Below are 13,112 nucleotides of genomic sequence, written 5' to 3' on the forward strand. Positions count from 1 at the left end.
TTTCAAGTAAAGTTTACAATTGCAGTCATCTTATTGGGCGGGGTGCGTCAACCGCGCTCCGGCAGTTTCAGCGGCCCATGCGTCTTGATGCTGCGGATGGCGAAATTCGAGCGGATGTCGCTGACGTTCGGCAGGGTCAGCAGCGTTTCCGTCAGCAGCCGCTCATAGGCCGCGAGATCTTCGACGACGACTTCCGCCAGGAAATCGGCCGTGCCGGAAATCAGGAAGCAGGAGACGATCTCGGGAATGGCGAGCAGCGCCGCCTGCTGCGCCTCGGAATTTTCCCGGCTGTGATGGGCGACCTTGAATTCGACGAAGACGGTCAGGCCGAGGCCGACCTCCTTGCGGTCGATATCGGCGGTGTAGCGCCTGATGACGCCGAGCTTTTCGAGGTTGCGGATGCGGCGCAGGCAGGGCGACGGCGAGAGGTTCACCTTCTCGGCGATCTCGACATTGGTGGCGCGCGCATCCTCCTGCAGGCATCTGAGGATGGCAATATCGAATTTATCGAGATTTGGCATATTTGCGAAATCCATCGGTATGAATTGGCAGATCATTGCGTATATCACGTTTTCCAAGCCATAGATAGCAAGGACACGCCTCGCCCTCCGGCGCTAATGTTCTTTCCGTCCGGTCGATACCGGGACCGGAGGAAAGGACAGGACGATGAGCACCATCACATTTTCAAACGAAAAGCCGACTTCGCAACTGTCGGGTTATGCCGCCGGCACGATCACCGTGCTGATCTGGTCGTCATGGTTTCTGGCAACGCGCCATAGTGCCGCAACGCCGCTCGGCTCGATCGATATCGGGCTGATCCGCTTCGGCATTCCGGCGCTTGTCCTCGCGCCGGTGTGGCTGCGCACCGGACTCAAGCCGAAGGGCCTGCCGCTGCATCTGATGGCAATCATGATCGCCGGCTGCGGGGCGGTGTTCTTTCTGGTGACGACGCTTGCCATCCATTCGACGCCGGCCGCCTCGTCCGGCATCCTGCTCGGCGGCTCCATGCCGCTGGCGACAGCGCTGATCGGCATGCTGCTGTTTGGCGAACGGCCTGACGCCACACGCATTGCCGGGCTGCTGGCGATCGTCGCCGGGGTGATGATCCTGCTTGTCCGCAGCCTTGCCGATGCCTCCCTGCCCTGGACGAGCTTCGCGCTGCTGCCGGCGGGCGCCGTTCTCTGGGCAAGCTATACGCATGCCTTCCGCCGCTCCGGCCTTTCGGCCATCCAGGCGAGCGCGCTGATCGCCGTCTGGTCCTTCCTCATCATGGCGGCGCTGGCGCTCGTCTTCGGCGTCTCGCTGCCGCAGGCCGCGCTGCCGGAAATCGGCCTGCAGGTGCTGAGCCAGGGCATTCTCTCCGGCCTCGTCGCCATGCTGGCCTACGGCACGGCGGTGCGCAATCTCGGCGGAACGCAGGCGGCCGCCTTCACGGCGCTGACGCCGGTTCTGGCAACTGTCGGCGGCGGCTTCCTGCTCGGCGAGCCGATGGGCCTTGCCGAAATCGGCGCGGCCGTCATCACCGGCATCGGCGTGGCGCTCTCGACCGGCATTGCCGCCAGGCGCCACTAAACGTTCCGCCCAAAGCAAAAGCCGCCGGCAGCCATCCGCTGCGGCGGCTTTTGCGTGACGTTACATCAGGCCGTGGCCTGGATGACGACGACCCTGGCGCCGACTTCGACGCGGTTATAGAGGTCGATCACGTCATGGTTCATCATGCGGATGCAGCCGCTCGACATGGCAAGGCCGATCGATTGCGGCTGGTTGGTGCCGTGGATGCGAAAATGCGTGTCGTTGCCGCCGCGGTAGAGATACATGGCGCGCGCGCCGAGCGGATTGTTCGGCCCGCCCGGCATGCCGCCGGCGAGCTTGCGGTAACGCTCCTCGCGGCGCTGCATGTTTTCGGTCGGCGTCCAGCTCGGCCATTCCGCCTTGCGGCCGACATAGGCATTACCGGCAAGGGCCAGCCCTTCGCGGCCGACACCGACGCCGTAGCGCATCGCCCGGCCGTTGCCGATGATGTAATAGGCGCGCCGCGCCGGCGTATCGACGACGATGGTGCCCGGCGCATAGCCGCCTTCATAGGCGACTTCGGTGCGGCGAAGCTCCGGCCTGATCTGGTCGATCGGCACCTGCCGCAGCGGGAATTTTTCATCCGGCAGGGCTGCATAATTCGTCTGGCTGTTCAGCGTCGTCGAAGAGCAGCCGGCGGCAAAGAGGGGAAGAGCGATCAGGAAGCCCCGGCGCGAGATCGTCATGAATGTGTCCTTAGCGCGTCAAGAAGATGTCGTAGGCTAAGGAAATTATGGTTAACGAAATGCTAAACGGGCGGCGCAAGATCGACGGGCGGCGGGCTTCGCGCGCCGTCTCATCATGCTGGGCGGCAGCGCACCGGATCTGCAGGCTCCGCCGAGACGCCGCTGGAACAGCGACGGAACATGGGGCGGAGCGGAGCGGGATCACTCCGAGTGATCATACTCGACACGTCGGTCTGGATCGGCCATCTGCGAAAGCGCGAGGAGGAGGAGGTGGAATTTCTGCTGAAAAGACAGCAGGTTCTGGTCCACCCCTTCATTGTCGGAGAAATCGCGCTCGGCTCGATGCCGCATTACGATCTCGTCCTTCGCTCGCTGTCCGAGCTGCCGCAGGCGACGGTCGCCAGCAATGCCGAAATCCTCTTCCTGATCGGACAGCATTCGCTCATGGGAAGCGGCATCGGCTATGTCGATGTCCACCTGCTGGCCTCGGCCAAATTGACCGAAGGCACCCGGCTTCTGACCCGTGACAGGCGGCTGGCGAAAATCGCCGAGGCGCTGGGCGTCGGATAGGCCGATCACATATTGGGATAGACCGGTCCCTCGCCGCCCTGCGGCGGCACCCAGTTGATGTTCTGGTTGGGGTCCTTGATGTCGCAGGTCTTGCAGTGGACGCAGTTCTGGGCGTTGATGACGAAAGTCTCCTCGCCGTCCTTTTCCACCCATTCGTAGACGCCGGCCGGACAGTAGCGGGTCGAGGGGCCGGCATAGACGCCGAGTTCGGAGGATTTCTGCAGCGCCATGTCCTTGACCTGCAGGTGGACCGGCTGGTCCTCTTCGTGATTGGTGTTGGACAGGAAGACGGAGGAGAGACGGTCGAAGGTGAGCACACCGTCGGGCTTCGGATAGTCTATCTTCCTGTGCTGCGACGCGGGCTCCAGCGAGGCGGCGTCGGTCTTGCCGTGCTTCAGCGTGCCGAAGAAGGAGAAGCCGAAGAGCTGGTTGGTCCACATGTCGAAGCCGCCGAGTGCTACGCCGAGGGCCGTGCCGAATTTCGACCAGAGCGGCTTGACGTTGCGCACCCGCTTCAGGTCCTTGCCGATATCGCTCCGGCGCCAGTCGTTTTCGATCTCGACCACTTCGTCATTGGCGCGGCCCGACGCGATCGCTGCCGCAATGCGGTCGGCGGCCATCAGACCGGAAAGGACGGCATTGTGGCTGCCCTTGATGCGCGGCACGTTGACGAAGCCCGCCGAACAGCCGATCAGCGCCCCGCCGGGGAAGGAAAGCTTCGGCACCGACTGCCAGCCGCCCTCGGTGATGGCGCGGGCGCCATAGGAGAGGCGCTTGCCGCCCTCGAACGTGCCGCGAATCGCCGGGTGGGTCTTGAAGCGCTGGAATTCCTCGAACGGGTAGAGATAAGGGTTCTTGTAGTTCAAGTGGACGACGAAGCCGACGGCGACGAGATTGTCTTCCAGGTGATAGAGGAAGGAACCGCCGCCGGTGCCCATGCCGAGCGGCCAGCCGAAGGAATGCTGGACGAGGCCCTGCCTGTGGTTTTCCGGCTTGACCTCCCAGAGTTCCTTGATGCCGATGCCGAACTTCTGGGGCTCGCGATCCTTCTGCAGGTCGAACCTGGCGATCAGCTGCTTGGCGAGCGAGCCGCGCACGCCCTCGCCGATCAGCACGTATTTGCCCATCAGCGCCATGCCGCGCGCATAGTTCGGGCCGGGCTCGCCGTTCTTCTCGATGCCCATGTCGCCGGTCGCAACGCCGATGACGGCGCCCTCATCACTATAGAGCACTTCGGTTGCGGCAAAGCCCGGATAGATCTCGACGCCGAGTTCTTCCGCCTTGGCCGCCAGCCAGCGACAGACGTTTCCGAGCGAGACGATATAGTTGCCGTGATTGCTCATCAGCGGCGGCATGATGATGTTGGGCAGGCGCAGCGAACCGGCGGGGCCGAGCAGCAGGAAATGGTCGTTCGTGACCTCGGTCCTGAAAGGATGGTCGCTTTCCTCGCGCCAGCCGGGCAGCAGCCGGTCGATGCCGACGGGATCGACGACGGCGCCGGAAAGAATGTGGGCGCCGACTTCGGCCCCCTTTTCCAGCACGACGACGGACAGTTCCGGATTGACCTGCTTCAGGCGGATGGCGGCCGAAAGGCCGGCCGGACCGGCGCCGACGATCACCACGTCAAATTCCATGCTCTCGCGTTCCGGCAGCTCAGTCATGTCGGTCATCCATCCGTCTCCGCTCGGCCATGTCGCGGCCGCTCATCCCCATTGTCGGCTACTCTCTTGTCAAAACCGGAAAACATTGTCGAGCCGGGAAGCGACAGGCGATCCTCCAATTCGCACAATGATGTTTCTGCGCACGGAAGATTATATGACGCTTACGTTAACGTCAATTTATCGGGGTGCGGCAAAACCGCTTTCCGGCTTTTCTTTGCCGAGACTTGCGCCCTATAGAAGGGAGGCAGGATTTGGAGGAAAACATGGATCTCGGCATCAAGGGCAAACGCGCGCTCGTCCTGGCGTCCTCGCGCGGCCTCGGGCTCGGCATCGCCAGGGCGCTGGCGCAGGAAGGGGCAAACGTTCTTCTGTGCGGGCGCAGCGGCGAGCAGCTGGAGGCCAATTGCAAGGCGATCAACATGCAAGGCAAGGGCAAGGCCGACTGGATCTGGGCCGACCTTTCCGACGACAATTTCGTCGAGACCGTCACGGGCGCCGTGCAGGAGAAATTCGGCGGGCTCGATATTCTCGTCAACAATACCGGCGGCCCGACGCCCGGCACGACCGAGGACATGACGCCGGATAAGCTCGAAACCTATTTCCTGTCGATGGTGGCGCGCGTCATCACGCTCACCAACGCGCTGCTGCCCGGCATGAAGGCGCAGGGCTGGGGCCGCATCCTGACGGTCGCCTCCTCCGGCGTCATCGAGCCGATCGCCAACCTGGCGCTGTCGAACACGCTGCGCCCGGCGCTTGCCGGCTGGAGCAAGACGCTGGCATCGGAAGTGGCTGGCCAGGGCGTGACCACCAACCTGCTGCTGCCGGGCAGCATCCTCACCGCGCGGCTCGACGATCTCGACGGGGCGGCCGCAAGGCGCACCGGCAAGAGCATCGAGGAGATCCGCACGGAGAAGGAGGCGCGCATTCCGGTCGGCCGCTACGGCAAGGTCGAGGAATTCGCCGCAACGGCGGCCTTCCTGTGCAGCCAGCCGGCGAGCTATATTACCGGCTCGCTGATCCGCTGCGACGGGGGTGCGGCGCGCTCGCTCTGAGCCCTCCTCATCCGGCACGCGCGGTGGCGGCCGCCCATGCCGCCACGCTGTCGATCTTGGCGCCGACATGGGCGGGATCGTCGGCCAGTTCGGCAAGTTCGGACAGGCGGTGGAAGCCGGTGAGGACGGCGATGCGCCGGCGGTCCAGCCGGCGGCCGGTCAGCGTCTCGTAGGCCGAGACGACGCGCGAGGTCAGGTCGGGCGAGATGAAGTTCGAATAGATGAATTCCTGGTGCAGCGGGCCGAAGCCGGAATCGGAGAAATCGTAGAGCCCGTTCAGCCGGCCCTCGGCATGGTCGAAGGCCATGTTCCAGCCGTGCCCGTCGAAGAAGCCGTAGATGGTGCCGTAGGGATCGGGCGGCAGGGCCTTGAAATCCCAGATGACCCTCTCGGCATAGGTGGCGAGGTCGGACGACAGCAGCGGCAGCGCCTTGTCGCGCACCGTCTCGGGCGACTGCCAGGGCGGGATCGTCCCGGCGCCGAGCGCGCGCATGCGCTCGCCGTCCAGACCGTGCAGTTCGGCGTAGAAGCGGGCCAGATCGTCGCCGAGGCGCTGGCGAGCCGCTTTCGGCAGGCGCTCGTAATCGTCGGTGATGAGATGTTCGCCCTGGATCTTGGTATGGCTCGAAAAGATCGGCGGGCCGTCATGGATGCGCATGTCGGGAACCGTCATCGACAGGGACGGCCTGATGATGCCGAGAAGGGCCGCCTCCCTGATGAGCGCCCTCTCCGCGCCCGGATTGCGCGGAAACTTGAAGATCAGCCTGTCGTCCACATCGATGGCCACCGAATCCCAGCCCGGCGTCGCCAGCCTGAAGACGGAAGCCGTAAGCTCCGGAAAAATGTTGGTAATCAGTGAGCGAAGTTCACCGGCATTCAATTCGGCCATGACTGTCTGCCTCCGCGGTTTGCACCTTCTGTCTCGCGCAGGGCCTGCGATGCGGATCAAATAGTGTTTCGCCAATGGAGCCTGCGCCGGCAGGCGGCGCAAATGGGCGACGCCGCCTGTCTGACTATATATTAGTATAGTTTGAATATTACGGAATGTTCATTACGAAAATTTAAGCCGTTATAACCGGTTAGTGATCGTCCGGGGGGTGATTATGTCTTTTTTGCGCCGCAATATAGGCGGCTCAATCGCAGCCGAAAATCACGCAATCTTCCGAGGACAAGACCGGTCTCGCCCATGAAGAAATTTTGGATCACCGTCAGCATTGTCGCCGTGGCCGCCGTCGGCTTCTGGCAGTTCGGGGACAAGGTCCCCTATGCTTCCGATATCCCCTACCTGTCGCAGTTCATCAAGAAGACGGACGCCGGCCAGAACGGCGGCCGCCGGCAGGCGCAGGCCGATCCGGCCCAGGGCGGGTCCGGGCAGCAGCAGGGCGGCGGGCGCCGCCGCGGCGCCGGCGGCCCCACCATGGTCAAGACCGTGGCCGCCGTGAAGGCGGCCCTGCCGATGGACGTGACGGCGACCGGCTGGGCCGACGCCGACGACAATACGACGATCGCCGCGCAGGAACAGGGGCTGGTCGTCAGCATCGAGGCCAAGGACGGCGCCACCGTCAAGCAGGGCGACCTGATCGCCAAGCTGGACGACCGCACGGCCAAGGCCGCCGTCGACAAGGACAATGCGATGATCGTGCGCGATACGGCGACCCTTGCCGAATCCGAGACGGCGCTGACCCGCGCGCAGGACCTTTTCGACCAGAAGGCCGGCACGCAGCAGAGCCTCGACCAGGCCAGGGCCGCCCGCGATACCGCCGCCGCGACCGTTGAGGCCGACAAGGCCACGCTCGCCTCCGACCAGGTGACGCTGGAAAATACCGATATCCGCGCCCCCTTCGACGGCCGGCTCGGCGATATCGCGCTCAGCAAGGGCGCCTTCGTCAATGCCGGCGCGGCCATCGTCACCATCGCCAAATACGATCCGATCTATGTGAAGTTCCACCTGCAGGAGCGCTACCTGCAGGAGCTGAAGAAGGCGCTCGCCTCCGGCCCGGTCGAGGTCAGCACGGCGCCCGATTCCACCAAGGGGCAGGTGCGCAAGGGCGAGATCAGTTTTTACGACAATACGGTCGATACCGCCTCGGGCACGATCCTTGCCAAGGCGAAGTTCGAAAACGCCTCCGGCGCCCTGTGGCCCGGCCAGTCGGTCAATCTCGTCGTGCATTTCAACAATGACGAACAGCAGGTGGTCGTTCCCACCGTCGCCGTCAGCCCCGGCCCCGACGGTTTCTTCGCCTTCGTCGCCAAGGACGGCAAATCGCACCTGACGCCCGTGACCGTCGCGCGCGCCAATGGCGGATTCACCGCCATCGCCTCCGGGCTTTCGGAGGGCGAGCATGTGGTCGTCGAGGGCCAGGGCCAGCTCAGCGACCAGCAGGCGATCAACGAACAGTTCAACGACAAGACACTCGATGTCGCTTCCGCCGACGAGCCTCGGCAAAATGCGCAGGCCGAAACGATCGCGGTGGGGGCCGAGCAATGATCCCGAATTTCTGTATCCAGCGCCCGGTCGCAACGACCCTGCTTGCGATCGGCGTGATCCTGGCGGGTCTGGCGGGCTACCGGCTCGTGCCGGTGGCGGCCCTGCCGCAGGTGGACTTCCCGACCATCAACGTTTCGGCGCAGCTGAGCGGTGCCTCGCCGCAGACGATGGCGACATCGGTGGCGACACCGCTGATCAAGCAGTTCCAGACGATCCCCGGCATCAGCGAAATCAGCGCCTCAAGCTCGCTCGGCAGCACCAGCATCGTGCTGCAGTTCGACCTGAACCGCGATATCGACGCAGCCGCCGCCGACGTGCAGGCGGCCATTTCGCATGCGACGCGGCAGCTGCCCGACAACATGACGACACCACCGAGCTACCGCAAGACGAACCCGGCCGACGCGCCGATCATGCTGCTTTCGGTGCAGAGCAACACCACGCCGCGCAGCAAGCTCGACGAGATCGCCGAAGACATCATCTCGCCGTCGCTGTCGACGCTTCCGGGCGTCGCCCAGGTCAGCGTCTTCGGCGCGCAGACCTATGCGGTGCGCGTCGAGGTCGATCCCAACAAGCTTCTGACCCGCGGCATCGGCATCGACACGGTCAACAAGGCGCTTGCGGCCGCCAACAGCCAGCAGCCGGTCGGCACATTGCAGAACAATGCGCAGGCCATGACGATCACGGCCAATACGCAGCGCACCAATGCCGAGCAGTTCCGCTCGCTGGTCATCGCCAATCCGAACGGCGCGCCGATCCATCTCGGCGACATCGCCGACGTCCAGGACAGCGTCGAGAACCAGTATACGGGCAGCTGGTATGACGGCCAGCGCGGCATCATCCTCGCCATCCAGCGCCAGCCGGACGCCAATACGGTGGACGTGGTCGATGCGATCAACGCCAAGCTGCCGCAGCTTCACGCCGAAATCCCGCCCTCGGTCAGCACCGTCATCATGAACGATGCCGCCAAGCCGATCCGCGACGCGATCGCCGACGTGAAGTTCACGCTGCTTTTGACGATCGGCCTCGTCGTTCTCGTCATCTATCTCTTCACCGGGCACGCGACCGCGACCATCATTCCGGGCCTTGCCGTTCCGCTGTCGCTGATTTCCACCTTCGGCATGATGTATGTGCTGGGCTACAGTATCGACAATATCTCGCTGCTCGGCCTGACGCTGGCGGTCGGTCTCGTCGTGGACGACGCGATCGTCATGCTGGAAAACATCCTGCGCCATGTCGAGGAAGGCATGCCGGTGCGGGAAGCGGCGATCAAGGGTGCGGGCGAAGTCAGCTATACGATCATCTCCATGTCGGTATCGCTGATTGCGGTCTTCATCCCGATCCTGTTGATGGGCGGCGTCGTCGGGCGCGTGTTCAACGAATTCGGCATGGTGGTGGCGATCGCCATCATCGCCTCGGCGATCGTGTCGCTGACGGTGACGCCGATGCTCGGCTCGCGCCTGTCCAACAACCACAGCCGCCCGCCGCTCGTCATCCGCATCTTCGACGCCGGTTTCGAGCGCACCCTGCGCGGCTACGACAATGCGGTCGGCTGGTGCCTGAGACATCGGCCGACCATCCTCGGCGTCTTCCTCGGCTCGGTGGCGCTGACGGTCTATTTCTTCATGACGCTGCCGACGAGCTTCTTCCCGCAGGAGGATATCGGCCGCCTGACGATCAGCACGCAGGCGCGACAGGATATTTCCTATTCGGCGATGGAGGCGCTGCAGCAGCAGGCCGCCGCCGTCGTCAAGGCCAACCCGGCCGTCAACCACGTCATGTCGACCATCGGCGGCAACCCGAACAAGCCGCTGAACAACGGCTCGATGTTCGTCGAGCTGAAGGACAAGAAGGAGCGCCCGCCGCTTGACCAGACGCTGCGCGAGCTGCGCACGGCGATCAACAAGATCCCCGGCCTGCAGGCCTTCGTGACGCCGAACCAGAGCCTGCGCTTTGGCGGCCGCCAGACCGCCAGCCAGTATCAGCTGGTCATCCAGGCGCTGAACGCCGACCAGACCAACCTGTGGGCCGGCAAGATGCAACAGGCGATGCGCGCCGACCGGCTGTTTACCGACGTGACCTCCGACGCGCAGAACAACGCCCTGCAGGCCAGCATCGTCATCGATACCGAGCGGGCGGCCGCCTACGGGATCGACAACGACACGCTGCGCACCACCCTGCAGGAATCCTTCAGCGGTTACGCGGCGGCCGAAATCCAGTCGACCGGCGACAGCTACGACGTGATCGTCGAATATGACACGAGCAAGCCCTGGGACGACCAGAAGCTTTCGGAAATCCGCGTCGCCTCGTCCAACGGCAGCCTCGTGCCGCTGTCGAACTTCGCGCATGTGGAGCGCACGGTCGGCCCCGTCACCATCAACCAGACGGGCCAGCTCGTCTCGACCACCGTTTCCTTCAACCTGCCGGAAGGCGTATCGCTCAGCGACGCGACCGCAAGGATCGACCAGATCAAGAAGGACATCAACATGCCGGCCGACGTGTTCACGTCCTATGGCGGCACGGCGCAGATCTTCGAGCAGTCGCAGGGCAACACGCCCTATCTGATCCTGGCGGCGGTGCTGACCATCTATGTCGTGCTCGGCGTGCTCTACGAAAGCTTCATCCACCCGCTGACCATTCTCTCCGGCCTGCCGGCGGCCGCCTTCGGGGCGCTGCTGGCGCTGAAGATCATGGGCTTCGACCTGTCGATCATCGCGCTTATCGGCCTGCTGATGCTGATCGGCATCGTCAAGAAGAACGCGATCATGATGATCGACGTGGCGGTGGAAACCATGCGCACGACCGGCGAGAAGGCGACGGCGGCGATCCACGAAGCCTGCGTGCGGCGCTTCCGGCCGATCATGATGACGACCTTCTGCGCCCTGCTCGGCGCGTTGCCGATCGCGCTCGGCACCGGCGCCAGCTCGGAACTGCGCCAGCCGCTCGGCATCGCGGTCGTCGGCGGCCTCATCGTCTCGCAGATGCTGACGCTGTTCATCACGCCGGTCATCTTCGTGGAGATGGACCGTTTCGGCAATTTCCTCCACCGCCTGCTCAGCCGCAAGCAGCCGGAAGTCCATGCGCAAGAGGAGCCGCGGGCGATGGCGGCGGAATAACGGGACAAAAAAGGGCGCCGCGCGGCGCCCTTCTTTCGTTCAGCGGCCGGCTGCGAGAGCCGGCAGATCGGCGATCAGCGTATCGCGCGTCTCGAAGCTGATCGGATTGTCGTCGTAGCGGTGGTCGGCGATATAGAGCCTTGCGAAGACGAGGCGGCGCTCGCCCTTCGTCGCCCAGCCGACGAACCAGCCGAGCGGGCGCTCGTAATTGGCCTTGCCGGCGGCGTTGCGCAGCCAGCCGGAGCCGGTCTTGCCCTGGATATCCCAGCCGTCCGCTGCCTTAAAATGCGGGATAATCGCCTCGGTCATCTGCCGGGCGCGCGCCGAGATCGGCAGGTTGCCGGTGCGGAACCGGCGGATGAAGCGCACCTGGTCCTCCGCCGAGATCTTCAAGGACGACATCAGCCAGGATTCGGTCAGCCCGTCCGTCTTGCCAGGCCCGCCCGAAACGTCCTGGTTGCCGTAGCCGAAACGCCTGACGTAATCGGCAAAGGCGCGCTTGCCGAGCTTGCGGGCCAGCACCTGCGAGAACCAGACGATCGAATCCCGCTCCCAGATGGTCGGGTCGGTATCCTGCTGCTCGCGTTTGGACCGCTTGAGCTTCGGATCGTAGGGCCAGAGCGGCGTGTGCTCGTCGACGAGAATACCGGCGTCATAACCCATCATGGCCAAAGGCAATTTGAAGGTGGATTGCGGATAGAAGCCCTGATCGCAATTGCCCTGCCGGTAGATCGTCTCGCCGGTCTTCTCGTCGGCAATCAGGGTGCAGCGGATCGGACCGGCGGCGCGCGCCGGCGTTACCCCGATGGAAATTGCTGTAATGCTTATGGAAAATGCCAGAAGAAGAAGTCTTTCGAAAGCCACTTTCGTTCTCCATATGGTTCGACGAGAGCTTTCTAGGCCGTCCTGGAAGGCCCGATCAAACGATGATATTTGCGGTCAGGCATAAATCAGATTAGGCCATAGCCATGGTTCGACCATATTTGCCGCTGAATTCGCTGCGCGCCTTCGAGGCCGCCGCGCGCCATCTCTCCTTCACGCGGGCGGCAATCGAACTCTGCGTCACGCAGGCGGCCGTCAGCCATCAGGTGAAGCTGCTCGAACAGCGGCTCGGCGTCAGCCTGTTTCGCCGCCTGCCGCGCGGGCTGATGATTACCGAAGAGGGGCTGGCGCTCCTGCCGGCGCTGCAGGATTCCTTCGATCGCATGGCCGGCATGCTGGAGCGGTTCGAGGGCGGCCATATTCGCGAAGTGCTGAAGCTCGGCGCGGTCGGCACGCTTGCCGTCGGCTGGCTGGTGCCGCGGCTGGCCGATTTCCGCGAGCAATATCCCTTCATCGATCTCAGGCTTTCGACCAACAACAACCGCGTCGACATCGCCGCCGAAGGGCTCGACTATACGATCAAATTCGGCAACGGCGCCTGGCACGACATCGAGGCCGAGCCGCTGTTCGAAGCGCCGCTTTCGGTGCTCTGCATCCCCTCGACCGCCCGCCAGCTCGCCTCCCCCGAGGATGTGGCGCATCAGACGCTGCTGCGCTCCTACCGCGCCGACGAGTGGCCCGGCTGGTTCGAGGCGGCGGGCGTCGCCTGCCCGCCGATCCGCGGCATGGTCTTCGATTCCTCCGTGCTGATGATCGAGGCGGCACTGCAGGGGGCGGGCGTGGCGCTCGCCCCGCCCTTGATGTTTTCCCACCAGCTTGCCGCCGGCCAGCTGGAACAGCCCTTCCCGATCCGGATTTCCAAGGGCAGCTACTGGCTGACGCGGCTCAAATCCCGCTCCGTCACGCCGGCGATGGAGACATTCCGCAAGTGGATCGGCCGGATGGCGGAAGAGACGCGGGCGCAGCTCGCGAACTGATCGGCAAACTGATCCGCACGGGTTGCTTTCCGCCCGCGCCTGTGCCATCACCCGCCTCTCACAAAATGATCGGGGCGCGACAAGGCGCCCTTTCGTATTTCGGGGCAGCCA

Annotated in this window: 11 protein-coding genes; 6 read left to right on the forward strand and 5 right to left on the reverse strand. The window is 64.1% G+C overall.

Annotated elements, in window-relative coordinates; genetic code table 11:
• Positions 1-47: 47 nt before the first annotated feature.
• Positions 48-521 carry an Lrp/AsnC family transcriptional regulator gene (locus tag ACFPWW_RS28870; protein ID WP_112567383.1) on the reverse strand — a complete coding sequence of 158 codons (474 nt, stop codon included), beginning with the start codon at positions 519-521 and terminating at the stop codon, positions 48-50.
• Positions 522-666: 145 nt separating this feature from the next.
• On the opposite strand from ACFPWW_RS28870, the gene ACFPWW_RS28875 reads away from it, so the two are divergent.
• The gene (locus tag ACFPWW_RS28875) at positions 667-1,572 is read left to right on the forward strand and encodes a DMT family transporter (protein WP_377314586.1); all 906 of its coding nucleotides are present in this window, start codon (positions 667-669) and stop codon (positions 1,570-1,572) included.
• Between the two features lie 65 nt (positions 1,573-1,637).
• Here the strand turns inward: ACFPWW_RS28875 and ACFPWW_RS28880 are convergent, their stop codons facing one another.
• Positions 1,638-2,258: a L,D-transpeptidase gene (locus ACFPWW_RS28880; protein ID WP_112705047.1), complete on the reverse strand. Its 621-nt coding sequence runs from the start codon at positions 2,256-2,258 to the stop codon at positions 1,638-1,640.
• A 210-nt stretch (positions 2,259-2,468) separates the two neighbouring features.
• Here ACFPWW_RS28880 and ACFPWW_RS28885 point away from each other — a divergent pair, with 210 nt between their 5' ends.
• Positions 2,469-2,828, forward strand: coding sequence for a type II toxin-antitoxin system VapC family toxin (locus tag ACFPWW_RS28885; RefSeq protein ID WP_377314588.1), 360 nt, complete (start codon positions 2,469-2,471; stop codon positions 2,826-2,828).
• A 5-nt stretch (positions 2,829-2,833) separates the two neighbouring features.
• Here the strand turns inward: ACFPWW_RS28885 and ACFPWW_RS28890 are convergent, their stop codons facing one another.
• Positions 2,834-4,498, reverse strand: coding sequence for an electron transfer flavoprotein-ubiquinone oxidoreductase (locus ACFPWW_RS28890; protein WP_377314590.1), 1,665 nt, complete (start codon positions 4,496-4,498; stop codon positions 2,834-2,836).
• Positions 4,499-4,752: 254 nt separating this feature from the next.
• On the opposite strand from ACFPWW_RS28890, the gene ACFPWW_RS28895 reads away from it, so the two are divergent.
• On the forward strand, positions 4,753-5,541 hold the full coding sequence (locus ACFPWW_RS28895) for an SDR family oxidoreductase (RefSeq protein WP_112567353.1): 789 nt from the start codon (positions 4,753-4,755) through the stop codon (positions 5,539-5,541).
• Between the two features lie 7 nt (positions 5,542-5,548).
• On the opposite strand, the gene ACFPWW_RS28900 is transcribed toward ACFPWW_RS28895, so the two are convergent.
• Positions 5,549-6,430 carry a phosphotransferase family protein gene (locus ACFPWW_RS28900; RefSeq protein WP_377314593.1) on the reverse strand — a complete coding sequence of 294 codons (882 nt, stop codon included), beginning with the start codon at positions 6,428-6,430 and terminating at the stop codon, positions 5,549-5,551.
• A gap of 297 nt (positions 6,431-6,727) precedes the next feature.
• Between ACFPWW_RS28900 and ACFPWW_RS28905 the strand changes: the two genes are divergently transcribed.
• Entirely contained in the window at positions 6,728-8,029 is a 1,302-nt protein-coding gene (locus tag ACFPWW_RS28905) for an efflux RND transporter periplasmic adaptor subunit (RefSeq protein WP_377314595.1), read from the forward strand.
• Positions 8,026-11,142 carry an efflux RND transporter permease subunit gene (locus ACFPWW_RS28910; RefSeq protein ID WP_377314597.1) on the forward strand — a complete coding sequence of 1,039 codons (3,117 nt, stop codon included), beginning with the start codon at positions 8,026-8,028 and terminating at the stop codon, positions 11,140-11,142. The genes ACFPWW_RS28905 and ACFPWW_RS28910 overlap by 4 nt, the downstream gene beginning before the upstream one ends.
• Before the next feature lie 39 nt (positions 11,143-11,181).
• Here the strand turns inward: ACFPWW_RS28910 and blaOXA are convergent, their stop codons facing one another.
• Positions 11,182-12,006 carry a class D beta-lactamase gene (blaOXA, locus tag ACFPWW_RS28915; RefSeq protein WP_377314598.1) on the reverse strand — a complete coding sequence of 275 codons (825 nt, stop codon included), beginning with the start codon at positions 12,004-12,006 and terminating at the stop codon, positions 11,182-11,184.
• A 104-nt stretch (positions 12,007-12,110) separates the two neighbouring features.
• On the opposite strand from blaOXA, the gene ACFPWW_RS28920 reads away from it, so the two are divergent.
• Positions 12,111-13,001 carry a LysR substrate-binding domain-containing protein gene (locus ACFPWW_RS28920; RefSeq protein WP_377314600.1) on the forward strand — a complete coding sequence of 297 codons (891 nt, stop codon included), beginning with the start codon at positions 12,111-12,113 and terminating at the stop codon, positions 12,999-13,001.
• Positions 13,002-13,112: the final 111 nt, after the last annotated feature.

Source organism: Rhizobium sp. GCM10022189 (assembly GCF_042656325.1).
Taxonomy (GTDB): domain Bacteria; phylum Pseudomonadota; class Alphaproteobacteria; order Rhizobiales; family Rhizobiaceae; genus Rhizobium.